At 64.7% G+C, this 21762-nt stretch carries 25 protein-coding genes; 18 read left to right on the forward strand and 7 right to left on the reverse strand.

The genetic code is table 11. The features are described from left to right. Positions 1–56: 56 nt before the first annotated feature. Together K408_RS0100190 and K408_RS0100195 are read right to left on the reverse strand one after the other, a co-directional pair. Positions 57–527: a DUF3617 domain-containing protein gene (locus tag K408_RS0100190; protein WP_024337725.1), complete on the reverse strand. Its 471-nt coding sequence runs from the start codon at positions 525–527 to the stop codon at positions 57–59. 155 nt (positions 528–682) lie between these two features. Continuing rightward, on the reverse strand, positions 683–1876 hold the full coding sequence (locus tag K408_RS0100195; protein WP_024337724.1) for an LLM class flavin-dependent oxidoreductase: 1194 nt from the start codon (positions 1874–1876) through the stop codon (positions 683–685). A 234-nt stretch (positions 1877–2110) separates the two neighbouring features. Here K408_RS0100195 and napE point away from each other — a divergent pair, with 234 nt between their 5' ends. From napE to K408_RS0100255, 12 genes are all read left to right on the forward strand, one after another. After that, the gene (gene napE / locus K408_RS0100200) at positions 2111–2296 is read left to right on the forward strand and encodes a periplasmic nitrate reductase, NapE protein (RefSeq protein ID WP_024337723.1); all 186 of its coding nucleotides are present in this window, start codon (positions 2111–2113) and stop codon (positions 2294–2296) included. A gap of 26 nt (positions 2297–2322) precedes the next feature. Then, positions 2323–2637, forward strand: a complete 315-nt coding sequence (locus tag K408_RS0100205; protein ID WP_024337722.1) for a chaperone NapD — start codon at positions 2323–2325, stop codon at positions 2635–2637. A 16-nt stretch (positions 2638–2653) separates the two neighbouring features. Then, positions 2654–5167: a nitrate reductase catalytic subunit NapA gene (gene napA / locus K408_RS0100210; RefSeq protein WP_024337721.1), complete on the forward strand. Its 2514-nt coding sequence runs from the start codon at positions 2654–2656 to the stop codon at positions 5165–5167. Then, positions 5164–5634, forward strand: a complete 471-nt coding sequence (locus K408_RS0100215; RefSeq protein ID WP_024337720.1) for a nitrate reductase cytochrome c-type subunit — start codon at positions 5164–5166, stop codon at positions 5632–5634. The genes napA and K408_RS0100215 overlap by 4 nt, the downstream gene beginning before the upstream one ends. After that, entirely contained in the window at positions 5631–6284 is a 654-nt protein-coding gene (locus K408_RS0100220; RefSeq protein ID WP_024337719.1) for a NapC/NirT family cytochrome c, read from the forward strand. The genes K408_RS0100215 and K408_RS0100220 overlap by 4 nt, the downstream gene beginning before the upstream one ends. 192 nt (positions 6285–6476) lie before the next feature. Continuing rightward, positions 6477–7565 carry a DUF2336 domain-containing protein gene (locus tag K408_RS0100225; RefSeq protein WP_245265875.1) on the forward strand — a complete coding sequence of 363 codons (1089 nt, stop codon included), beginning with the start codon at positions 6477–6479 and terminating at the stop codon, positions 7563–7565. 99 nt (positions 7566–7664) lie between these two features. After that, entirely contained in the window at positions 7665–8780 is a 1116-nt protein-coding gene (locus K408_RS0100230; protein ID WP_024337717.1) for an ATP-dependent DNA helicase, read from the forward strand. 169 nt (positions 8781–8949) lie between these two features. Continuing rightward, positions 8950–10323, forward strand: coding sequence for an alpha/beta hydrolase family protein (locus tag K408_RS0100235; RefSeq protein WP_051160641.1), 1374 nt, complete (start codon positions 8950–8952; stop codon positions 10321–10323). Between the two features lie 159 nt (positions 10324–10482). Next, positions 10483–11187, forward strand: coding sequence for a peptide-methionine (S)-S-oxide reductase MsrA (msrA, locus tag K408_RS0100240; RefSeq protein WP_024337715.1), 705 nt, complete (start codon positions 10483–10485; stop codon positions 11185–11187). Between the two features lie 30 nt (positions 11188–11217). Then, positions 11218–11637, forward strand: coding sequence for a peptide-methionine (R)-S-oxide reductase MsrB (msrB, locus tag K408_RS0100245; protein WP_024337714.1), 420 nt, complete (start codon positions 11218–11220; stop codon positions 11635–11637). Positions 11638–11743: 106 nt separating this feature from the next. Further along, positions 11744–11908, forward strand: coding sequence for a DUF3309 family protein (locus tag K408_RS37440; RefSeq protein ID WP_035697745.1), 165 nt, complete (start codon positions 11744–11746; stop codon positions 11906–11908). A gap of 211 nt (positions 11909–12119) precedes the next feature. After that, positions 12120–12413 carry a hypothetical protein gene (locus K408_RS0100255; protein WP_024337713.1) on the forward strand — a complete coding sequence of 98 codons (294 nt, stop codon included), beginning with the start codon at positions 12120–12122 and terminating at the stop codon, positions 12411–12413. A 135-nt stretch (positions 12414–12548) separates the two neighbouring features. Here K408_RS0100255 and K408_RS0100260 read toward each other — a convergent pair whose 3' ends face one another. Then, positions 12549–13091 carry a DUF4112 domain-containing protein gene (locus K408_RS0100260; RefSeq protein ID WP_024337712.1) on the reverse strand — a complete coding sequence of 181 codons (543 nt, stop codon included), beginning with the start codon at positions 13089–13091 and terminating at the stop codon, positions 12549–12551. 59 nt (positions 13092–13150) lie between these two features. Then, positions 13151–13576 (reverse strand): DUF5413 family protein, encoded by a 426-nt coding sequence (locus K408_RS0100265; RefSeq protein ID WP_024337711.1) that lies wholly within the window; start codon positions 13574–13576, stop codon positions 13151–13153. A gap of 146 nt (positions 13577–13722) precedes the next feature. Here K408_RS0100265 and K408_RS0100270 point away from each other — a divergent pair, with 146 nt between their 5' ends. From K408_RS0100270 to K408_RS0100280, 3 genes are all read left to right on the forward strand, one after another. Continuing rightward, a complete protein-coding gene (locus K408_RS0100270) occupies positions 13723–13962 on the forward strand; it encodes a hypothetical protein (RefSeq protein ID WP_024337710.1) in 240 nt (79 codons plus the stop codon). A 36-nt stretch (positions 13963–13998) separates the two neighbouring features. Next, positions 13999–14226: a hypothetical protein gene (locus K408_RS0100275; RefSeq protein WP_024337709.1), complete on the forward strand. Its 228-nt coding sequence runs from the start codon at positions 13999–14001 to the stop codon at positions 14224–14226. A gap of 253 nt (positions 14227–14479) precedes the next feature. After that, positions 14480–14755, forward strand: coding sequence for a hypothetical protein (locus tag K408_RS0100280; RefSeq protein ID WP_349509749.1), 276 nt, complete (start codon positions 14480–14482; stop codon positions 14753–14755). Positions 14756–14913: 158 nt separating this feature from the next. Here K408_RS0100280 and K408_RS0100285 read toward each other — a convergent pair whose 3' ends face one another. Both K408_RS0100285 and K408_RS0100290 read right to left on the reverse strand, forming a co-directional pair. Beyond that, the gene (locus K408_RS0100285) at positions 14914–16509 is read right to left on the reverse strand and encodes a hypothetical protein (RefSeq protein ID WP_024337707.1); all 1596 of its coding nucleotides are present in this window, start codon (positions 16507–16509) and stop codon (positions 14914–14916) included. Between the two features lie 37 nt (positions 16510–16546). Beyond that, a complete protein-coding gene (locus tag K408_RS0100290; protein ID WP_024337706.1) occupies positions 16547–17839 on the reverse strand; it encodes an adenylosuccinate synthase in 1293 nt (430 codons plus the stop codon). 370 nt (positions 17840–18209) lie between these two features. Here K408_RS0100290 and K408_RS0100295 point away from each other — a divergent pair, with 370 nt between their 5' ends. Further along, the gene (locus K408_RS0100295) at positions 18210–19142 is read left to right on the forward strand and encodes a DMT family transporter (RefSeq protein ID WP_024337705.1); all 933 of its coding nucleotides are present in this window, start codon (positions 18210–18212) and stop codon (positions 19140–19142) included. Positions 19143–19187: 45 nt separating this feature from the next. On the opposite strand, the gene K408_RS0100300 is transcribed toward K408_RS0100295, so the two are convergent. Then, positions 19188–19577: a DUF1330 domain-containing protein gene (locus K408_RS0100300; RefSeq protein ID WP_196232344.1), complete on the reverse strand. Its 390-nt coding sequence runs from the start codon at positions 19575–19577 to the stop codon at positions 19188–19190. A gap of 105 nt (positions 19578–19682) precedes the next feature. Between K408_RS0100300 and K408_RS0100305 the strand changes: the two genes are divergently transcribed. Then, positions 19683–20615, forward strand: coding sequence for a DMT family transporter (locus K408_RS0100305; RefSeq protein WP_024337703.1), 933 nt, complete (start codon positions 19683–19685; stop codon positions 20613–20615). 102 nt (positions 20616–20717) lie between these two features. After that, positions 20718–21695, forward strand: coding sequence for a Bug family tripartite tricarboxylate transporter substrate binding protein (locus K408_RS0100310; protein WP_024337702.1), 978 nt, complete (start codon positions 20718–20720; stop codon positions 21693–21695). The last annotated feature ends 67 nt before the right edge of the window (positions 21696–21762 follow it).

The following is a 21762-nucleotide window of genomic DNA, read 5'->3' on the forward strand; positions in this document are numbered from 1 at the left end:
GCCCACACCGGGCAGCGATCGCAAGCGGCAAGCCAGGACAGCACGATTCATGGCGCTCATCGCGGACACTCGCCCTTGTGTTGAGCCTCGGTGGTCGTCACGATCGTGACGGTCTTGCTGCCGGTGGTGACACGCGTCGTGGTGACCGTCACGTAATGCCGGGGATTGTCGAAGCGGGCGGTGAACTCTCTCTCGGCGCTGGTGCCGCCAGTGCACAGCAGCCGCCACGTCATCAGGTTCTTGTCGTTCTTCGCATCGGAAAGCTTGCAGCTCTCCTGGCTGGGCGACGATCCCAAAGCCGTCTTGAAGCCGGTGCCGATATCGAGAGCGGACGCTGTGCGCGCGGCACGCGCCTGGTCCGCGGTGACGCATCTTCCGGACCGCGGCCGCGTCGTCCCGACGCCGTCGCGCTCGATCCTGGTCGTGAGCTGCCAGAGGCCCGGCTCCATTTCGACCGCCGCCGCATGGGAAACGGGCAGCACATCAATTAAGATGCTCGCCAGAATGAGCATGAAGCCTTTGTGCACGAGATGGCTCCCTCCAAGGGCACGACCATCGACGTGCCAGCCGAACGCATTTGTGCGGCCGGCCTCGCGAACTTGCGTTGCGTTAGATCAAACAAAAGCATGTCGCGTCGCTGAGTTCGCGCGCGCCGGCTCGGAAACAAGGGCTATGGGTGCTTCTACCCCGCGCGGGCCACGTTGATCGCGAGCCTGCCGTAGCGGTCGGTGAAGGCCTGCGTGTCGATCTCTTCGAGCTGGATCTCGCCGCTCATCACGCCTCGTTTCCATTCGGCCTGGGCGGGATCGTTCTGGAACTCGGGCATCACCTCGCGGCCGAACAGCTCGAGCGATTCACAGATGTGCTCGTGGCTGTTCTTGCCGGCCTGGTTGAGCAGGATGACCTGGTCGATATGCGAAGACTGGAAGCGCTTCAGCTTCCTGCGGATGGTCTCGGGCGAGCCGATCAGGCCGCCGCGCAAGGCCGCCTCCTGCGCCTCCGGATTGTCGCGCTTCCACTTGTTGTACTCGTCCCACATGTTGACGGTGTAGGGTGCGGGACGCTGGCGGTTCTGCGCGGCGCCGTAGAAGCGGAGCGCGAACTGGAAGAAGGTGGCGCCGTCGGCGCGGGCGCGCGCCTCCTCGTCCGTCTTGGCGCACATGAAGAACGAGACCAGCGCCATGTTCGGATTGATCTCGTAATCGGCGAGCTTGTGCAGCCGCTTGGTCATCGCATTGTAGTAAGCGTGCACCCAGGCGTGCGCGGCGTCGGCGCTGACGAACTGGAAGCCGAGCGCGCCGAAGCCGTGGCGGCCGGCGCGTTCGATGGTCGGCAGCTGCGAGCAGGCCATCCACAGCGGCGGATGCGGCTTCTGCACCGGCTTCGGCACGACGTTGCGCAAGGGGATGTCGAAATACTTGCCGTGATGCTCGCTGCCGGCATCCTTGAACATCGGGAAGATCGCAGCTACGGCCTCCTCGAACACCTCCTTCTTGGTCTCCATGTCGCGGCCGAAAGGCTCCAGCTCCGTGATGGACGCGCTCTCGCCCATGCCGAACTCGCAGCGGCCGTTCGAGAGCAGATCGAGCACCGCGACGCGCTCGGCGACGCGCGCCGGATGGTTGGTGGTGAGCTGAAGGATACCGTGGCCGAGCCTGATGTTCCTGGTGCGCTGGCTGGCCGCCGCCAGGAAAGACTCCGGCGAGGGCGAGTGCGAATATTCTTCGAGGAAGTGATGCTCGACCACCCAGGCATGGTCATAGCCGAGCTTGTCGGCAAGCTCCATCTGCGAGAGCGCGTTCTGGTAGAGCCGGAGCTCATCGCCCGCCACCCAGGGCCGTGGCAATTGCAGTTCATAGAAAATGCCGAACTTCATGGCGTCGCTCTCCCGCTTATTGTTGTTGACGGCATCTTAATGCGTGAAGCGGTGCTGTCTACGCATTCGCAATTCCGCCCCATGGGAGACGATCCATCCTTCGGCGCAGGAAGACGCAGCCGACTGACGATTGATCCAAATCAACGCGCTGTCGGTTAGACAGCATCTAAACTGCAGCAAGGCAACGGCCCGGATGCCGTCCACTCCCCAACATCCTTATCTGTGAGACCGAATATGTCGGCCCCTGACGACGCGATGTCGCGCGTGCGCCGTAAGCGCATGGAGATTTTCGCCTTCCTGTTCCTGACCGCGATCGTGATGCCTGTGCTCGCGGTTGGAACCGTCGGCACTTACGGCCTTGGCGTCTGGATCTACCAGATGATGGCCGGCCCTCCGGGCCCGCCGCCCTCCCCTCGTTGATCCCCAACCAGCGAAAGACAGGCATCATGGCTCACGCCACGCTCAATCGCCGCGCCCTGATCACCGGCCGGGTGCTCAGCGCCGACCGCGTCATCGCGCCGCCAGGCGCCGAGATCGCCAGCATCATCGTGCAGGCGCGGCCCGAGCGGCTCGCCGATGTCGAAGCCGAGATCACGGCGCTGCCCGGGTGCGAGATCCATGGGCGGGACCCCCGCGGCAAGCTCGTCATCGTCACCGAAGCGCCCGACTCCGGCAGCCTCGGCACATTGCTCAACACCATCCAGTCGCTGCAACACGTCTATTCCGCGGTGCTGGTTTTCCACGCCATCGAAACCGCCTGAGTCAGGAAGAGCCATCATGACATCGCCAAAGCTCGACCGCCGCCAGATGCTGAAGCTCGAGGCCGCCGCGATCGCCGCGGCCGCCGCAGGCATGCCGGCTCCGGCGCTCGCCGCCAACCTCGTTGCCGAGCGCAACGCAAGCGAAATGAAATGGGACAAGGCCGCCTGCCGCTTCTGCGGCACCGGCTGCTCCGTGATGGTCGCCACCAAGGATAACCGTGTCGTCGCCACGCACGGCGACACCAAGGCCGAGGTGAACCGCGGCCTGAACTGCGTCAAGGGCTACTTCCTCTCCAAGATCATGTACGGCCACGACCGCCTGACCCAGCCGATGCTGCGCAAGACGAACGGCAAGTACGACAAGAACGGCGAGTTCACGCCTGTGAGCTGGACCGAAGCCTTCGACATCATGGAACAGAAATGGAAGGAGGCGATCAAGAAGCGCGGCCCGAACGGCGTCGCCATGTTCGGCTCCGGGCAGTGGACGATCTGGGAAGGCTACGCGGCATCGAAGCTGTTCAAGGCCGGCTTCCGCACCAACAACATCGATCCGAATGCGCGGCACTGCATGGCCTCCGCAGTGGCCGGCATGATGCGCACCTTCGGCATCGACGAACCGCCCGGTTGCTATGACGACATCGAGGCCACCGACGCGTTCGTGCTGTGGGGCTCCAACATGGCGGAGATGCACCCCATTCTGTGGACGCGCCTGACCGACCGCCGGCTGTCCGCTCCGCATGTCCGCGTCGCCGTGCTCTCCACCTTCGAGCACCGCTCGTTCGACCTCGCCGACATCGGCATGGTGTTCAAGCCGCAGACCGACCTCTACATCCTCAACGCCATCGCCAATCACATCATCAAGACCGGCCGGGTCAACAAGGACTTCGTCGCCAAGCATACCGTGTTCAAGCGCGGCCAGACCGATATCGGTTACGGCCTGCGGCCCGAGCATCCGCTGCAGAAGAAGGCGACGGGTGCGGCGAAGCCCAACGACGCTACCGACATGAGCTATGACGAGTTCGTCAAGTTCGTGTCCGAGTACACGCTGGAGAAGGCCGCCGAAATGTCTGGCGTGCCGCTCAACCGCCTCACGGCACTCGCCGAGCTCTACGCCGATCCCAAGACAAAAGTGGTCTCGTTCTGGACCATGGGCTTCAACCAGCATACGCGCGGCGTCTGGTGCAACAACCTCGTCTACAACATCCATCTGTTGACCGGAAAGATCTCCGCGCCCGGAAACAGCCCGTTCTCGCTGACCGGTCAACCGTCGGCCTGCGGCACCGCGCGCGAGGTCGGCACCTTCTCGCACCGCCTGCCCGCCGACATGGTCGTGACCAACAAGGCGCACCGCGATCACGCCGAGCACATCTGGCAGCTGCCCGAGGGCACCATTCCCGACAAGAACGGCGCCCACGCCGTGCTGCAAAGCCGGATGCTGAAGGACGGCCTGATCAACGCCTATTGGGTGCAGGTCAACAACAACCTTCAGGCCGGCCCCAACATCAACGAAGAGACCTATCCGGGCTTCCGCAACCCCGACAATTTTATCGTGGTCTCGGATGCCTATCCGTCGGTGACCGCGCTTGCGGCCGACCTGATCCTGCCCACCGCGATGTGGGTGGAGAAGGAGGGAGCCTACGGCAATGCCGAGCGGCGCACCCAGTTCTGGCACCAGCTCGTCTCCGCCCCGGGCGAATCGAAGTCGGATCTCTGGCAGCTCATGGAATTCTCCAAGCGCTTCAAGATCGCGGAGGTCTGGCCGGAGGAGCTGATCGCCAAGAAGCCGGAATATCGCGGCAAGACGCTGTTCGACGTGCTCTTCAGGAACGGGCAGGTCGACAAATTCCCCGTTAGCGACATCGAGCCCGGCTACGCCAACGACGAGTCCAAGGCGTTCGGCTTCTATGTCCACAAGGGCCTGTTCGAGGAATATGCCCAGTTCGGGCGCGGCCACGGCCACGACCTCGCGCCGTTCGACACCTACCACCGCGAGCGCGGCCTGCGCTGGCCCGTCGTCAACGGCCAGGAGACGAAGTGGCGCTTTCGCGAGGGCAGCGATCCCTATGTCAAGCAGGGCACCGAGGTGCAGTTCTATGGCCACGCCGACGGCAAGGCCCGTATCTTCGCGCTGCCCTACGAGCCTCCGGCGGAATCGCCCGACAAGGAATATCCCTACTGGCTCTCCACCGGCCGTGTGCTGGAGCACTGGCATTCCGGCACAATGACGCGCCGCGTGCCCGAGCTCTACAAGGCATTCCCCGAAGCCGTCTGCTTCATGCATCCCGACGATGCCCAGGAGGCCAAGCTCCGCCGCGGGGATGAAGTAAAGGTCGTCTCCCGCCGCGGCTTCATCCGCGCCCGCGTCGAAACCCGCGGCCGCGACCGGCCGCCGCGTGGCCTCGTGTTCGTGCCGTGGTTCGACGAATCCAAGCTGATCAACAAGGTGACGCTCGACGCCACCGACCCGATCTCGCTGCAAACCGACTTCAAGAAATGCGCCGTGCGCATCGAGCGGGTGAACATGTCATGATGAAACGATCCGCAATCATCCTGCTCGCCTTCGCGATCGCAGCGGGCACGAGTTCGCTGACGGCGCAGACCGTGACGTCCGGCCTGCGCGGCCCGACCCCGCTCAACGACGAGGGCCCGGCGCCGCCGATGCTGCCGAACCGCAACACCTCCGAGAAGGAGGTCCGCAACTATCCGGAGCAGCCGCCTGTCATCCCGCACACGATCGACGGCTACCAGGTCGATCTCAACGGCAACAAATGCCTGTCCTGCCATGCGCGGGCGCGCACCGCGGAATCGCAGGCGCCGATGGTTTCGATCACGCACTTCATGGACCGCGACGGCCAGTTCCTGGCGTCGGTCTCGCCGCGACGTTTCTTTTGCACCGAGTGCCACGTGCCGCAGAGCACCGCCACTCCGCCCGTCAGCAACGACTTCATCGACATCGACACGCTGCTGTCGCGCGCCACCCCAGGTGGCCGGCGATGACGACGACCGCTGACGATCCCAATGCCGGGCTGAACGCAAGGCGCAGTTTCCTGGCGCGAAGCCGGGACTTTGCGCTCGAGCTCTGGCGGGTGCTGACCCGGCCGAGCTCGGTGTTCGCGCTCGGCACCCTGGTGCTGGCCGGTTTCGTCGCCGGCGTGATCTTCTGGGGCGGCTTCAACACCGCGCTGGAGCTCACCAACACCGAGAAGTTCTGCACCGGCTGCCACGAGATGAAGGACAACGTCTACGCGGAGCTGAAGTCGACCGTCCACTTCACCAACCGCTCCGGCGTGCGCGCGACCTGTCCGGACTGCCACGTGCCGCACAACTGGACCGACAAGATCGCACGCAAGATGCAGGCCTCGAAGGAGGTCTGGGGCAAGATCTTCGGCACGATCGACACGCGCGAGAAATTCCAGGATCACCGGCTCGAGCTCGCCGCACATGAATGGGCGCGCTTCAAGGCCAACGATTCGCTGGAATGCCGCAACTGCCACAGCGCCGATTCCATGGACGTCACCAAGCAATCGCCGCGGGCTTCGGTGGCGCACCAGCGCTTCCTGTTCACCAAGGAAAAGACCTGCATCGACTGCCACAAGGGCATCGCCCACCAGCTGCCCGACATGCGCGGCGTTCCCGGCTGGCAGTAAGCTCCGCTCCAGGCGCACCGCTCGCCGGGCGCGGCGGGCGGACAACGTCAGACATGCCGAATTCTGATAGCGAAAGTTCCCCTCGGCAGTTTCATTATACCGCCGCGTTATGCCGGGCTTAAATCGCAGGACCGATCATGTCAGGCGCGGCGTAAGCCGTCCCAGTCCTACTGCGATGGCCAGAAAAGCATGATGCAGCAGACGAATTCCATCATCGACGAGCTCGAAGATGCGGTCCGTAACGGCTCCTCGGCCAAACGGATCGAGACGTTGCGACGGGTGACAGACCTGTTTCTCGACCAGGGGCAGCGCCTCAGCGACGATCAGGTCGAGGTCTTCGATCATGTGCTCTCGCATCTGGTGACGCGGGTGGAAAGTCGTGTCAGGGCCGAGCTTGGCGATCGTCTGGCGCCGCTGGATTATGCACCTGCCGGCGTGCTCGAACGCCTCGCCTGGGACGACGAGATCGCCGTCGCGGGCAAGGTGCTGACCGAGTCCAATCGCCTGAGCACCCCGACGCTGGTCGAGATCGCGAAAGCCAAGGGACAGGATCACCTGTTCGCCATTTCCGGCCGCGCCGACCTGCCGGAGGTCGTCACCGACGTCCTGGTCGAGCGCGGCGAGCGCAAGGTCATCCGCCGCCTTGCCGTCAACACGACCGCCCGCTTTTCCGAGGACGGCTATGGCGGCATGATCGCGCACGCGGAAGCCGACGAAACGCTCGCCGAATCGCTCGGCCTGCGCATCGATCTTCCCATCAAATATCTTCGCGACCTGCTGCAGCGCGCGACCGAAGCCGTGCGCGCGCGCCTTGCGACCATTGCCCCGCCGGAGCTCCAGGCCGAGATCAAGCGCATCCTCGCCGCGATCACCAGCAAGGCGGCCCCGCCAGAGCCGAAGCGGGATTTCAGCCTGGCTGAAGCGGCCGTCAAGCGGATGAAGGGCCTCAACGAACTCAACGATGCCGCCATCGCCCGGTTCGCGGAAACCAGGAGATTCGACGAGGTTGCCGCCGCGCTCGGGCTTCTCAACAACAGCGCGCCAACCGAGCTGATGGCGAAGGTTCTGGAAGGGCCGCGTGCCGATCTCGTGCTGATCCCGTGCAAATCGGCAGGCCTCGGCTGGCCGACGGTCGAAAGAATCCTCTGCAATCGTCCAGCCAAGTACCGCATCGACGAGGCCACCCTGAAGCTCGCGGGCACGGATTTCGCCAAGCTGTCCCCCGCGACGGCCGAGCGCACACTGCGATTCTGGCAGCTGCACGACCGGATCGACAAATAGCCGGGGACGGGCAGGACGGCCTGAACGCCGCTTGAACGGCTGGCCGCAATGGTTAGCTTCCGCGAAGCGGCGAATCGCCGGTTCCTTCTCAAGACGGACATGCCCACCTTCACCCCGCATCAGGACGCCGCGCTCAAGGCCGTTGGCGACTGGCTCAAGGCCAAGCCCGGCCGGGGCGGCACGCCGCCGGTGTTCCGCCTGTTCGGCTTTGCCGGCACCGGCAAGACCACGCTGGCGCGGCACATCGCCGAGGGCGTCGATGGCGAGGTGAAGTTCGCCGCCTTCACCGGCAAGGCCGCACTCGTCATGCGCAACAAGGGTTGCGACGACGCGTCCACCATCCACTCGCTGATCTACCGCGCCCGCGAATCCGGCGAGGAGCAGCCGAGCTTCGAGCTGTGGGACGATGCGCCGGCCTCCAAGGCCAAGCTGATCGTCATCGACGAATGCTCGATGGTCGATGCCGAATTGGGGCGCGACTTGATGTCGTTCGACTGCCCTCTCTTGGTGCTGGGCGATCCCGCGCAGCTGCCGCCGATCCAGGGCGGCGGCTTCTTCACCAATTCGGAGCCGGATGCGATGCTGACCGAGGTGCATCGTCAGGCCCAGGACGATCCGATCGTGCGGATGTCGATGGACGTCAGGGAAGGTCGCGAGCTCGACATCGGCCGCTACGGCGAGAGCGAGGTGGTGTCGCGGAAGGAGCTCGATCCCGACCGCGTGATGGGCGCCGACCAGATCCTGGTCGGTCGCAACAACACGAGGCGCGCCTACAACATGCGGGTGCGTCAGCGCCAGAACATCGAGGACCAGTTTCCAGTCGCCGGCGACAAGCTGGTGTGCCTGCGCAACAATCGCAAGAAGGGCCTGTTCAACGGCGGCCTGTGGCGCGTGAAGTCGCGCAACACATCGCGATCGAAGTCACGCATCCTCAGCATGCGGCTGATGCCGGACGAGGATTTCGGTCACAAGGTCACGAAGGTCTCGGTTCGCGCGGATTGCTTCGAGGGCGGCATCGAGCAGATCGCGTGGGAGCAACGCAAGCCCTATGACGAGTTCGATTACGGCTACGTGCTGACCGTGCACAAGTCGCAGGGCTCGCAATGGGACGATGTCGTGCTGTTCGACGAGAGCTTTGCGTTCCAGGAGTCCAGGGCAAGGTGGCTCTATACCGGCATCACGCGCGCCGCGAAGCGGCTGAGCGTGGTGGTGTGATGCTGCAACCCGGATGAGCGTAGCGACATCCCGGAAGAAAGGACCCGCCTGTCGCTGCGCTCATACTGACTGCGAACCCGCCCGCAAAGGGCAGCCGCGCCGAGGTACATTCACCGCGCGCTAGGCTTTTTAGTGTATCAGCTTGCGATCTGCATCGGAGCGGAACGTTATGACTGCACGCGCAACAAGATCTCATGAACTCGTTACCCGATCCGATTGTACACTGAGCCGACGGAGCTTCCTGAAGTCCGCGAGTGTGGCAGCAGGCTCCCTCGCACTGTCGACCGCGATTCCGGGAACCGCTCTTGCGGCGCCGGCGACGCGTACGAACCCGAGCGGGCCGGTGCGCGTCTCGAAGGAACGGCTCGATAAGCTGGCCGCGACGTTCTATGCCGTCTTCAACGAGGGCAATATTCTGCCGGCGCCCTTCCCGGACAAATTCGCCGCGCGCAACGACGTCGAGCTGAGGCGCATCGTCACTTTCACGCGCATCCCCGAGACGGGAGAACGCGTTGAGGTCAGCGGCCTGCTTGCCGTGCCGGCCGGCGCGCGCGGCGCCTTGCCGCTGGTGTCGTGGCAGCACGGCACGATCCTGTCGTTCGACGAGGTCCCCTCGAATCTTCTGCGCCTGGACGACCAGAAATATGAGCTGCGCGACAATGTCGACTCGATCGAGACCCTGTTCAACATCCAGCGCTTCGCCGGCAACGGCTATGCGGTCGTCGCGGCCGACTATGTCGGCAAGGGCCCCTATCGCCGCGGCCGGAGCGAAGCCTACGCGGTGAAGGGCGCGACCGTGCAATGCTGCCTCGACGTTCTGAGCGCCGGGCAGCGCGAACTGCGGACGCTGGGCCTGCGCCAATCCTCCCTGTTCCTGAACGGGTGGTCGCAAGGCGCGCTGAACACGCAGTGGCTCAAACAAGAGATGCAGCGCCGAGACATCAAGGTGCGGGCGGCCGCGGCTGAGAGTCCGTTCAACAATCTCGCCGAGAGCTTCCACTATTGGTCGAACCCCGCCGCCTATATTCCGGCCTCGGAAAGCTCGTATCCGATGCCGCCGGCCTGGATCACGCCTTGCATCATCGTCCTGCTCGGCAGCTATCGGCGCTATTACGGGCTGAACGATTTGTTCAAGACGGCGATCAAGCCGCAATATCGGGCCTTCGCGGAAAAGTACTGGACCGATTACAGCCTCGATGGAGAGATCGCGAAGAGCATTCCTCCTGCGGGCGATTTCCTGACCGACGGCTTCTTCGATCGTTTCACCAACGACACGAACAGCAAGTTCATGCGCCGGCTGGGCGACAACGGCACGACGTTCTGGGACTACGATTCCCCGATCAAGTTCTACTACGGAATGGCCGACGAGGCCTTGCCGCCGCGCCTGGTGCAGCCGGCCATCGTCGCCGGCGGGCACTTCGCCGACGGCGTTCCGGTCAAGGGCGCGAGCCACCGCGGCACGTTCCTGGCGAGCCTCTATGGCGAAAGTACCGTCCTGAACGGATCTCCGACGGCGTTCGACTGGTTCAATACGCTGCTGTGAGCGGGACCCCCGGCCCGGCGGGCGCCCTCACGGACTCGTGTCCGGCCGCCTGTAACAGCGGGGCGGGACAGTCGTATCTTCGGCAACGACCGACGCCGGCGAGGCTATTCGCCCGGGCCGGCTCGCCTTAGACTGCCCACCCTTGCCAGAGGATCCGCCATGCGCCGACCCGCCCTCGCCTTCCTGCTCGCCGCAACCACCGCCCTGACGCTGGCCCTTGCCGTGCCGTCACGCGCCGCGGAGGAGGCGGTCGTGATCCCTCCTCCCGCAATGGACGCGGCGCCTGCGAGCGGCATCCAGACCGCCGTGCTCGCCGGCGGCTGCTTCTGGGGCGTGCAGGGCGTCTTCCAGCACACCGCGGGCGTCCTCAACGCAATCTCCGGCTATGCCGGCGGCACCAAGGCGACCGCCGACTACCAGAGCGTATCGAGCGGCCGCACCGGCCATGCCGAGGCGGTCGAGATCAAGTATGACCCGAAGAAGATCTCCTACGGCAAGATCCTCCAGATCTACTTCTCCGTGGTGCACGACCCGACCCAGCTCAATCGGCAGGGCCCCGATGTCGGCCCGCAATATCGCTCGGCCATCTTCGTGTCATCCGACGAACAGAAGAAGGTAGCGGAGGCCTATATCGCCCAGCTCAACGGCGCGAAGGTCTTCAAGAAGCCGATCGTGACCAAGGTCGGTGCGCTGGAGGCGTTCTACCCGGCGGAGGCTTACCACCAGGATTATCTGACGCTGCACCCGAACCAGCCCTACATTGCCTATAACGACATCCCGAAGGTCGAGAACCTGAAAAAGCTGTTCGCGGATAACTATATCGAGAAGCCGACGCTGGTGAATGCCGGCAAGGCCACCAACTGATCGAAAGATCACCAAAGCAACGGGAGATCCATGCCCGACACCAAGACGAAGATCACGGATGACAAAGTCATCAAGAGCGAGGAGCAGTGGCGGCGCGAACTGACGCCGATGCAGTACGCCGTGCTGCGCGAGAAGGCGACCGAGCGGCCGTTCTCCGGCGAGTATGAGCACGAGCACCGTGCCGGCACTTATGTGTGCGCCGGCTGCGGCAATGTGCTGTTTGAATCCGACGCCAAGTTCGACTCCGGCTGCGGTTGGCCGAGCTTCACCCAGCCGGCGGTCGAGAGCCATATCGACGAGGAGCGGGATACGAGCCACGGCATGATCCGCACCGAGGTGCTCTGCTCCAAGTGCAGCGGCCATCTCGGCCATGTCTTCCCCGACGGGCCCGGGCCGACCGGCCTGCGCTACTGCATCAACTCGGCAGCGCTGAAGCTGGAGCCGAAATGAGCGGCGCGGGATCGGGTTCCGACGTGGAACCCGATCCCGCGATGTGCTTTTCTCTTCTGGCGGAGCGGCCGATCCTCACGTTTCGGCGGCTGCCAGGGAGGATGCCATGACGCTTGGGACCATCCTGATCATCCTGGTCATCATCTATCTGATCGGCGGGCTCTCCGGCCGGTTCGGCGGCTACGGCTATGGCCTGGGCCATTCCGGCATGGGGATCGGCGGGGTGGTGCTGGTCGTGCTGATCGTGCTGCTGCTTCTTGGCAAGTTATGATGCAATAAGTCGTTGATATTGCTGGATTTATATCACCCGTAGAGCTGCCATGCGCGGATTCATCATCTCGCATCGCAGGGGTCGCATTTCTGTCAAAACGGCCTATATTAGAGGACGAAAATGACATGCGGCGGGCCCGCTTGATTGCGGCCTCTGCCCTCCCCAACCCCACGCGCTTAAAGCCCCAGAGAAGATCACGAGGTCTTTGACCATGCGTCCACTGCGTCCGTTCAACTTCAACACCTCCGCCGAACTCTTCCCCGCCGCGATTCGCAAGAAGAAGCGCGCCGGCTTCACCTATCGCCGGTTCGGCACCGCAGCCGAGGCCGTGCAGTTCGCGATGGAGCAGTTGCCGACGGATTCGCTGAACGGCGCCTATCTCCAGGTCGAGGAAGCACGCTTCGACCAGAACGGCATCCGCTCGCTGTACGAAAGCGATGCCTTCCCGCTGCCCCGTCGGCCCAAGCCGGCCCCGGCCGCTGAGACCGACGCCGACGCGGCATAGGCTTTTCGCAAAACAGTTCGATGTGCGCAGAAGGCGCGATGGCCGAAAGGTCGTCGTGCCTTTTGTGTGTCGAGGCTCTTCTCCCGCCGGAGACATCCGGCGCATTGTCGAGCGGATGGATGTGCGGGGAGCGGCCTACATCCGCGGCTGCTTCTCCAGCCAGCGCTGGAGCAGGCGCACGTTGCGCATGTTGGCTCGGAACATCACGTCGAAGGCGTCGCCGGCGAATGGGATCAGGCCGACCGCGCCATCGAGCGCGACATTGCCGAGCATGCGCGCCGTGATGTGCCAGGGCGCGCCCAGCGCGCGAGCCTCGCGCACAAGCCATAGCGAGATCGCAGTCGTGATGATGTCGCCGACGACGGGGATCAGCCCGATCAGCCCGTCGATGCCGTAGCGGATGTTGGTGCCGGGCAGGATGAAGGCGACGTCGAGCAGCTTGGCGATGGCCTCGAGCCGCGCGATCCGCTGCTCGCGCGTCAGATTGCCGAACGGATTGCCTTGCCCGAACTCGAACCGAAACTCGCGAAATCCCTGCTCCAGCGTTTCGGGCCTGATTTCGTGCCCCTCCTGATCGATGATCGGCCCGCGCGCCTCCTTGCCGAAGGAGGTCGTACGCGAACTGCTCCCCGAAGGAGCTCGGCGCGGCGCAAGGATGTCGTCGTCGGACATGGTCATGGCCTCCACACAACGCGCCGCCGCGACGGAGGTTGCCGCGCCGCGCCCGAAGGTCGCGCTCAGGTCGGCGCCGCCGCGGCTTCCGGCTCCTCGACATAACGATGCACGAGCCAGGATGAGATCACTGCCGGCACGAAGCCGACGAGCCCATACAGGATGAACTGCACCGCGCCCGAATCCGGCCCGCGCGAGCTGTAGGTGAACGAGGCCAGAGCGAAGGCGAACAGGCCGACCAGGAGCATCCGCAAAACCGGGCCGATCCGGCGGATGTGGATCAGGATGTCATCGATTGCGCCGATCATCAGCGCGGGCAGGAACCCGAACAGGTAGCTGTATTGCAGGGTCTTGAAGAACACGGCGAACAGTTTGCCGACCTCGCCAAGATTGGTCTGGGTCCAATAGCCGGACTGGTAGGTGGTCGTCAGCAGCAGCAGGAACCCGCCGACGAACGGGCCGACCAGCGCAAACACCAGATAGCGTTTCATCAAAGCACCTCACCCTTTGCCAGCGTTATAGCAGCGCGGAGGGAACCTTGAACAGCGGGGCACCAGGCGTCCGCATCAGGGGAACAAGTGGCAAGGCGACGAGTTCATGCTGGACCTGAATTTAACCCTGGCAGACTGGAGCCCTGATGGCCCGCAAACTTCTCCTGGCGACGATCGCGCTGGCAGCCCTTGGCCTGTCCGACGCGCCTGCTTTCGCTCAAGGCCACATGGGCACGCCGCAGGAGCAGAAGGCCTGCTCGCGCGACGCGCAACGTTTCTGCCGCAAGAACCTCGGCAACGACCTGGCGGTGCAAGGCTGCCTGCAAGCCAATCGGGCCAAGTTGTCGAAGTCGTGCAGCAAGGTGTTTCAGAGCCACGGCATGTGAGGATCGGACCCCGCCCCGCGAATGGAGAGTGAAGCCATGTTGCACGACGAAGAACTCTCAATCCTGCGGGACATCAGCCAATCCATTGCGTTTGCGGACGATCGGCAAGGCAAGATGGGGCAATTGATCGCCGACGGCTACGTCATGAAGGACGGCGATCTGTTCGAGCTCACGGCCAAGGGCGTCACCGCCGTCGAGGAGCACGCCGCTCTCGGCATGAGCGATGCGGAACAAGCGAACGCATCCTCCGACCGACTGATCTGACCGCCCGCGACGTGACTCGCGCGCAACAATTGCGAATTCCTTTGCGCCGACCATTGCAGGTGCGCGCCAATGGCGCATACTTCGCTCGGGCGGCGCAGCACTTTCGATTCGAACAACATCAAAGAAATCGAGCGACCACATGCGGGACCAAGTTCCCGGCGTGGAGGCTGTGACATGCGGCAGATCAAGCCGCGTGCGGCGCCCCAAGAAACCAAGCGGCTCAAGCCCGCGGAAACTCGGGGACCAATCTCGCATGACACGCAATCAGACGATCGCTTCGCTCTTCGCTTTCGCCGTCACCAGCCTGGCACTCCAGACCTCACCCGGCCTCGCCTTCACGTCCGAAGCACAGCAGATGTGCTCGGGCGATGCGATGCGGCTGTGCTCCAGTGAAATTCCGGATATTCCGCGAATCACCGCCTGCATGGTGCGGAACAAGTCGCAGGTCAGCCCCGGCTGCCGCGCCGTGATGGACCGCGAGCACGCAGCCGCCGCGGCATCGCGCAAGCGGGAAGCTTCGGCGCGGTAGTGACCATATGGGGTGTCATTCCGGGGCGGTGCGCAGCACCGAACCCGGAATCCATGTCTTGACGTCACGCGCTGCACGATCGCTTCTCAGATGCGCAATTGCGCATCATAGCTCGTGCTTCGCATGCCGCGGGATGACGGAAGTGGCGGCCGCCTAACTCAATCGCCCCACTGCGCGAACGCGTCGTTGAAGGCGCGTTCGCCGGGAGCGCCCTTCTCGATGGCGATGATGGCGCGGCGCTGGTTGGAGTAGACCAGCGGCACGTCGAACCAGGAGCGCTCCTTCAGGAGCTGGATGTTGCGGGCGCGGTCGGCGTCGACATTGGAGAGGCCGACCAGGAAGAAGCCGTCGGTGACCTTGACCGCGAGGCCTGCGAGCGGCGTGCCGCGCGCCTGCTCGTTCGACTTCATCAGAATGCCCGGCACGTTGGAGACGCTGCCGCCAGGAAAATCCGGCGGCAGGATGAAGGTCAGCTCCGCGGTGTGGCTCGCCGGCAGCGAGGAATCGGTGTTGCGGCGGAACGACATGGTCATCTTGAACTTGCGGTCGGGGATCTCGATGTCGGCGCGCACGGCGACGTCGGGCTTCTGGTTGCCGGACGCCTTGATCGGCTCGAGCCGCCACACCACCGAGCCGACATATTGCTTGCCCTTCGGGTCGGACGGATCCTCGTCGTAGAGCACGACCTTCTGCGCCACGGGCGCGACCGGCTGATCCGCCGAAGGCTGGCCGACGCGATCGGGGATCTTCGGCTTGCTCTGCGGCTGCGCCGGAGTCGGCGCCTCCACCACCTGCGTTGCGGATGGCTTGAAGAAGCCGTTGACGACCTGGACCAGCTGCCTGCCCCAGAGGATGCCGGCCCCGACCAGGATCAGCACGATGCCGACGGCAATCGCGCTCTTGAACGGGAACGCCGAGCTGGTGCGGACGCGCTTCTTGACGTCGCGCTCGGGGGCGACGCGCGCACGGGGCGAGGGCGGCTGCGGCGCGTAGCGCTCGGCTTCCTCGATCGATTCGTCGTAGGAATAGGGCGCCTCGGACTCGCCGGCGCGGCTTTCCAGGCTCGGCTCCAGCCGGTCGAATTCCGGCGAGGGCGAGGGGACGTTGGCATAGGTGCGGCGCGCGGCGCGGCTCGCCTGCGCGGCAGCACCGCCGAGATCATTGGCGTCGGCCGTGATGTCGCGGAAGCCGCGCACGCCCGGTGCCGGCGGCAGCGGCGGGGCAGGTCCGACATCGGGCGGACGGCGCCCGCCCGCGCGATCGCGGCCGGCCGGCGGCTCAGGTGTCGGCGGCGGGGCCGTGGGGCCCGGCTGGCGCGGGGCGTCGAAACGGGGAGCGCGCGGCGGGCGCGGGGTCTCGCCCTGGTCATCGACGTTGAAGGACGGGCGGTCGGCTCGCGGCGGGGTCGGGGCAGGACGCGTGCGCGGCGGGGCCGCAGCCGGGCTGCCCTCAGCGGCACGGGTGCTGGCGCGTCGGAAGGCATCTCCACTGCCGCCGGAGCGCGGGCCGCCGCCGCCGGGGCGCGAGGCCTCTCGGGCACGTTGGGCAGCCTCCGATTCGACCTTGCGAACGGCCTCCTCCAGCGACAGCCGCTCGCGCGTGATCTCGGACTCGGACAGCGGCGGCTGCACACTGCGCAGCTGCGCGATCAGGGCCGTGCGAGCCCGCTCATAGAGCGCGCGACGGCTCTCGCCGGGAGCATTCGGGTCCAGGGCGGCAATAGCGCGGGCGATCAGCGGATAGTAATCAGCCATTTCTACTCAACTATACGCGCGTCCCGGTAAGAGATCGTTAAGCCTCAAACGGATTTTGCACCAGGATAGTATCCTCGCGTTCCGGGCTGGTGGAAAGCAGCGCGACGGGGCATCCCACCAATTCCTCGATCCGGCGGACATATTTGATGGCCTGGGCCGGCAGGTCGGCCCAGGACCGCGCGCTGGCGGTCGGCTCCTTCCAGCCCTCGATGGTCTCGTAGATCGGCTCGACCCGGCTTTGGGCGCCCTCGCCGGCCGGGAAATGGTCGATCTCCTTGCCATCGAGCTTGTAGCCGGTGCAGACCTCGATCGTGTCGAAGCCGTCGAGAATGTCCAGCTTGGTCAGCGCCAGACCGTTGATGCCGCAGGTCCGGACCGCCTGACGCACCAGCACGGCATCGAACCAGCCGCAGCGGCGCGGACGGCCGGTATTGGTGCCGAACTCGCGGCCCCGCTCGCCGATCTTGCGGCCGATCTCGTTGTCCTGTTCGGTCGGGAACGGGCCCTGGCCGACACGGGTCGTGTAGGCCTTGCACAGGCCGAGCACATAGCCGACCGCGCCCGGCCCGAGGCCGGCACCGGTCGCGGCCTGCGCCGCCACCGTGTTGGACGAGGTGACGTAAGGATAAGTGCCGTGGTCGACGTCGAGCAGCGCGCCTTGCGCGCCCTCGAACAACATGCGCTTGCCTTCGCGCCGCTTGATGTCGAGCAGCCGCCACACCGTCTCGGCGTAGGGCAACAGCTGCGGCGCCAGCGCGGTCAATTCCTTCAGGATCTCCTTTCCGTCGAATTCCGGCAGATTGAGGCCACGGCGGAGCGCATTGTGGTGCGCCAGGAGGCGGTCGATCTTGTGCGGAAGCGTGTCGAGATCGGCAAGGTCCATCAGACGGATGGCACGGCGGCCGACCTTGTCTTCATAGGCAGGTCCGATGCCGCGGCGGGTGGTGCCGATCGCAGTCGCGGCGCTCGCGGATTCGCGGTGAGCATCGAGCTCGCGGTGCAGCGGCAGGATGAGCGTGACGTTCTCGGCGACGCGCAAATTGTCCGGAGAGACCGCGACGCCCTGGGCCCTGAGCTTGGTGACCTCGTCGAGGAAGGCGGTGGGATCGAACACCACGCCGTTGCCGATCACCGACAGCTTCTGGTCGCGCAACACGCCGGAGGGCAGCAGCGCGAGCTTGTACGTCTTGCCGTTGATCACCAGCGTGTGGCCGGCGTTGTGACCGCCCTGGAAGCGGACGACGATATCCGCCTGCTCCGACAACCAGTCGACGATCTTGCCCTTCCCTTCGTCGCCCCACTGGGCGCCGACGACGACAACATTGGCCATTCTCGGGTAATCCTTCGAAGATTTTAGATGCGCCACCCAAGCTGACGGCCGGGAGCCGCTCGCACGCAAGGCAGCCAACCGGATAAAGGAAGCAGCCCCTCTAGGCAAGCAAGAACGGGGCATTTTCCGGGCCCGAGAGACACTTTAAGCCTTTGATATCCCCCGAAAATCCTGAAGGCTGCCGGATCAGATCGGCAAGCCTCGACCAAAGCGGGAGACCGATCCCGGCCGCTGCATGGTCGCGATGCATCCCGCCCCCGTTGATGCAACCACGATTTCCGTGTCTTTGGGTATTTGCCGGGCTGTCAGCCGGCCCGACCTTGCCGGGCCGGGGCCCCGGCGCGCATGACGCGGAGCCAAAACAATCAGAATGTCCGCCACCGGCCAGAGCACGGGCTCCGAATCATCAGGCCATCACTGGATCGCCAACCAGCCTTACCTGCTGCTCAGCATCACAGCCCTGTGCTGGGCCGGCAACGCCATCGTCGGGCGGCTCGCCGCCGGCCACATTCCGCCGGTCACGCTATCCTTTTTGCGCTGGTTCTTCGCCTTCCTGCTGGTGCTGCCGTTTGCCTGGAAGCACCTCGTGCAGGACTGGCCGGCCATCCGCGGCAAGCTCGGCCTGATGGTCACGCTCTCGATCACCGGAATCGGCGCCTTCAACACGCTGCAATATTGGGCGCTGGAGCATACCCAGGCGCTGAATACGCTGCTGCTCCAGTCGGCCGCGCCGCTGCTCGTGGCGCTGTGGTCGCTGGCCATCCTCGGCATCCGCCTCACCGCGGCGCAGGCTTTCGGCGTGCTGCTGTCGATGTGCGGCGTGCTGACGATCCTGCTGCACGGCGACTTCACCACGCTGTCGAACATCGAGTTCAACAAGGGCGACCTCATCTTCATCGTCGCGCTCGTCATCTTCGCACTTTACTCGGTGCTGACCCTGAAGCGGCCGCCGATGCACGGACTGTCGTTCCTCGCCTTCACGTTCGGGGTCGGTGCCGCCTGCCTGATTCCGCTGGAGATTTGGGAACTGTCCGCGCGGCCCGTGATGAAGCTCGACGGGCCGAACCTGTTGACGCTCTTCTACGTCGCCGTCTTTCCGTCGGCGCTCGCCTATCTCTGCTTCAATCGCGGCGTGCGCCTGATCGGGGCCAACCGCGCTGCGCCGTTCTTCCACGTCGTGCCGGTGTTCGGCTCGGTCATGGCGATGGTGTTCCTCGGCGAGCACCCGCAGATCTTCCATTTCGTCGGCTTCGCGCTGGTGTTGGCGGGCGTGTTCGTGGCATCGCGGAAGCAGACGACGTAGGCGCCAAGCACAGGCGCATTTTGCGCGAGCTGGCGCGTGCGCTCGCTATTTCACCTTGAACTTGCTGTAGGCCTCGCTCGTCGCGATGATCACGTGCTCGGCGCAGCCGTTGACGCGATGCGGATCGGCTTCACGTTCGTAGGCTTCCGACGTCATCATGTCGAGAAAGGCCGAGACGGACGGATAATGGACCAGCGCAACGAAATCCCACGCGTTGCCCGCGTGCGGACCGAGGGCGACCGTTTTGGCTTCGCCGGTCCAGAGCAACGTGCCGCCGCGCGCCCTGATCATCGGCACGGTGATCGCACTGTAGCGCAGATACGCGTCCCAGCCGGAGCCATCGCCATCGCGCGAACGCGCGTGGAAGCGCATCAGGTTCAGCATCACCACCGGCGCACTCGGATCGAGCCGCTCCAGGCCTTCGATGTTCAACATATTGACCGCCAATGGCACCTCCTCAGCTCATGCCTGCATTGTAGCATTGCGGCGCTGTGACTTGTGTCACGGCGACGATCCGGCGCAAGCTCGCATCCAACGCCAATGACGACCGCTTCGCCCGCGCCACCGGCCTCGAATCCGGCCAACTGGCTCAACAACCAGCCCTATCTGCTGCTCAGCCTAACCTCGCTGTTCTGGGCCGGCAACATCGTGCTCGCTCGCCATGTCGGCGCGCATGTGCCGCCGCTGACGGTGACCACGATCCGCTGGTACGGCGTGTTCCTGATCCTGTTGCCGTTCGCCTGGCAGCATCTGAAGCGCGACTGGCCTGCCTTGCGCAAGAGCCTCCCCTTGATGCTGTTCCTGTCGCTGGTCGGCTTTGCCTTCAACAACGCGATCTCCTACTGGGCAATGCAGTACACGGAGGCGCTGAACGCGCTGCTGATCCAGTCGGCGGGTCCCCTGTTCGTGGCGCTGTGGTCGCTGGTGCTGTTCGGCGTGCGGCTGACCGGGGCGCAGCTTGGCGGCATCGCGATCTCGCTCTTCGGTGTGCTGATCATCATCCTGCGTGGCGACCTTGCCGCGCTTGCGAGCATCAGCTTCAACAGGGGCGACATCATGTTCGCCTCCTCGCTGGTGGCGTTCGGCATCTACTCCGCCTTCATTCCGCGGCGGCCGAAGATTCATCAGCTCTCCTTCCTGTCCTTCACCACCTGCTGCGGCGCGACGATGCTGCTGCCGACGGCGATCTGGGAGACAGCAAGCGGCCACGTGCTGCACTTCGACGGGAAGACGCTGGCGACGCTGGGCTACATCCTGATCTTTCCCTCCACCCTCGCCTACCTTTTCTTCAATAGGGGCGTGGCGCTGATCGGGCCGAACCGGGCGGCGCCGTTCTTCCATCTGGTGCCGGTGTTCGGCTCTGCGATGGCGATCCTGCTGCTGGGTGAAAAGCTCCAGCCGTTCCATCTGATCGGCTACGCGCTGGTACTCGCGGGCGTCGTGCTTGCATCGCGCCAAGGCTCGGCGCGGTGACGTAATTCCGCGCGACGGACGCATTAACGACCTCCGACCATCTTTCGAATCCTTTTCGGACGAGCTAGGTTCCGCGCCAACCAAAAAAGGGAACGACCAAAGATGATTTCAACGTTGATTCGAAACCTGCGGACGGTCGGTGTGGCCGCACTCTGCCTCGCAGCGGCATCCACGGCCCAGGCCGACAACTATCCCAGCCGGAATATCACGCTGGTCTTGCCGTTCGCGGCCGGCAGCGGCACGGACACAACGACACGGCTGATCTCGCAGCACCTGTCGCAAGCGCTCGGCGTCGGCATCGTCATCGAGAACAAGGCGGGCGCCAACGGCATGCTTGCCGCCACCTATGTCGCGAAGGCCGCACCCGACGGCTACACGCTGCTGGTGACGACCAACACCACGCATTCGGCCAATCCCTATCTGCTCAAGAGCCTCACTTACGATCCGGTCAAGGATTTCACCCCGATCGCCCGCACCGGCGATTTGCCCTTCATGCTGGTCATCAATCCGGAAGTGCCGGCCAAGACCGTCGGTGAGCTGGTGGCCTATGGCAAGGCCAATCCGGGCAAGCTGAGCTACGCCTCGGGCTCATCGTCGGCGATCGTGTCGGGCGCGACCTTCGCGCACAATGCGGGCCTCGACCTCCTGCACGTCCCCTACAAGAGCTCGCCGCCGGCGCTCAACGACGTCATGGGCGGCCGCGTTTCGATGATGTTCGTGGACATCCTGACCGGTCTGCCGCACGTCAACGGCAACGCCTTGCGCGCGCTTGCCGTCACCACCAAGGACCGCTCGCCGCTGGCGCCGCACCTGCCCTCGATGCAGGAAGCTGGCGTGCCGGATTTCGACATCTCGTCCTGGCAGGGCTATTTCGGCCCTGCCGGCATGCCGAAGGAGATCGTGACGCGGCTCAACACCGAGATCCGGAAGATCATCGAGAACCCGGAGATCAAGGCCAAGCTCGCTACGCTCGGCATGGACGCCTTCTCCGGCACGCCGGAGCAGCTTGAAGCGTTCGTGAAGGATCAACTCGTGCTTTGGGAGAAGCTGATCACGAACGCGAAGATCGAGAAGCAGTAGCCCAGTCATTCCGGGGCGCGCGTAGCGTGACCCCGGACTCCCGCGATTCCGGGTTCATGCTGCGCAT

This window comes from Bradyrhizobium sp. in8p8, assembly GCF_000426845.1.
In the GTDB taxonomy this organism is placed as follows: Bacteria; Pseudomonadota; Alphaproteobacteria; order Rhizobiales; family Xanthobacteraceae; genus Bradyrhizobium; species Bradyrhizobium japonicum_C.

Bases quoted from the DNA above. Each gene is read 5' to 3' on its own strand.
- K408_RS37440 (WP_035697745.1), top strand. From the start codon at position 11,744: ATGACGCTTGGGACCATCCTGATCATCCTGGTCATCATCTATCTGATC.
- msrA (WP_024337715.1), top strand. From the start codon at position 10,483: ATGCGCCGACCCGCCCTCGCCTTCCTGCTCGCCGCAACCACCGCCCTG.
- K408_RS0100215 (WP_024337720.1), top strand. From the start codon at position 5,164: ATGATGAAACGATCCGCAATCATCCTGCTCGCCTTCGCGATCGCAGCG.
- K408_RS0100195 (WP_024337724.1), bottom strand. From the start codon at position 1,876: ATGAAGTTCGGCATTTTCTATGAACTGCAATTGCCACGGCCCTGGGTG.
- msrB (WP_024337714.1), top strand. From the start codon at position 11,218: ATGCCCGACACCAAGACGAAGATCACGGATGACAAAGTCATCAAGAGC.
- K408_RS0100260 (WP_024337712.1), bottom strand. From the start codon at position 13,091: ATGACCATGTCCGACGACGACATCCTTGCGCCGCGCCGAGCTCCTTCG.
- K408_RS0100275 (WP_024337709.1), top strand. From the start codon at position 13,999: ATGTTGCACGACGAAGAACTCTCAATCCTGCGGGACATCAGCCAATCC.
- K408_RS0100305 (WP_024337703.1), top strand. From the start codon at position 19,683: ATGACGACCGCTTCGCCCGCGCCACCGGCCTCGAATCCGGCCAACTGG.
- K408_RS0100230 (WP_024337717.1), top strand. From the start codon at position 7,665: ATGCCCACCTTCACCCCGCATCAGGACGCCGCGCTCAAGGCCGTTGGC.
- K408_RS0100270 (WP_024337710.1), top strand. From the start codon at position 13,723: ATGGCCCGCAAACTTCTCCTGGCGACGATCGCGCTGGCAGCCCTTGGC.
- K408_RS0100235 (WP_051160641.1), top strand. From the start codon at position 8,950: ATGACTGCACGCGCAACAAGATCTCATGAACTCGTTACCCGATCCGAT.
- napE (WP_024337723.1), top strand. From the start codon at position 2,111: ATGTCGGCCCCTGACGACGCGATGTCGCGCGTGCGCCGTAAGCGCATG.
- K408_RS0100205 (WP_024337722.1), top strand. From the start codon at position 2,323: ATGGCTCACGCCACGCTCAATCGCCGCGCCCTGATCACCGGCCGGGTG.
- K408_RS0100280 (WP_349509749.1), top strand. From the start codon at position 14,480: ATGACACGCAATCAGACGATCGCTTCGCTCTTCGCTTTCGCCGTCACC.
- K408_RS0100310 (WP_024337702.1), top strand. From the start codon at position 20,718: ATGATTTCAACGTTGATTCGAAACCTGCGGACGGTCGGTGTGGCCGCA.
- K408_RS0100285 (WP_024337707.1), bottom strand. From the start codon at position 16,509: ATGGCTGATTACTATCCGCTGATCGCCCGCGCTATTGCCGCCCTGGAC.
- K408_RS0100265 (WP_024337711.1), bottom strand. From the start codon at position 13,576: ATGAAACGCTATCTGGTGTTTGCGCTGGTCGGCCCGTTCGTCGGCGGG.
- napA (WP_024337721.1), top strand. From the start codon at position 2,654: ATGACATCGCCAAAGCTCGACCGCCGCCAGATGCTGAAGCTCGAGGCC.
- K408_RS0100225 (WP_245265875.1), top strand. From the start codon at position 6,477: ATGCAGCAGACGAATTCCATCATCGACGAGCTCGAAGATGCGGTCCGT.
- K408_RS0100295 (WP_024337705.1), top strand. From the start codon at position 18,210: ATGTCCGCCACCGGCCAGAGCACGGGCTCCGAATCATCAGGCCATCAC.
- K408_RS0100220 (WP_024337719.1), top strand. From the start codon at position 5,631: ATGACGACGACCGCTGACGATCCCAATGCCGGGCTGAACGCAAGGCGC.
- K408_RS0100290 (WP_024337706.1), bottom strand. From the start codon at position 17,839: ATGGCCAATGTTGTCGTCGTCGGCGCCCAGTGGGGCGACGAAGGGAAG.
- K408_RS0100300 (WP_196232344.1), bottom strand. From the start codon at position 19,577: ATGTTGAACATCGAAGGCCTGGAGCGGCTCGATCCGAGTGCGCCGGTG.
- K408_RS0100255 (WP_024337713.1), top strand. From the start codon at position 12,120: ATGCGTCCACTGCGTCCGTTCAACTTCAACACCTCCGCCGAACTCTTC.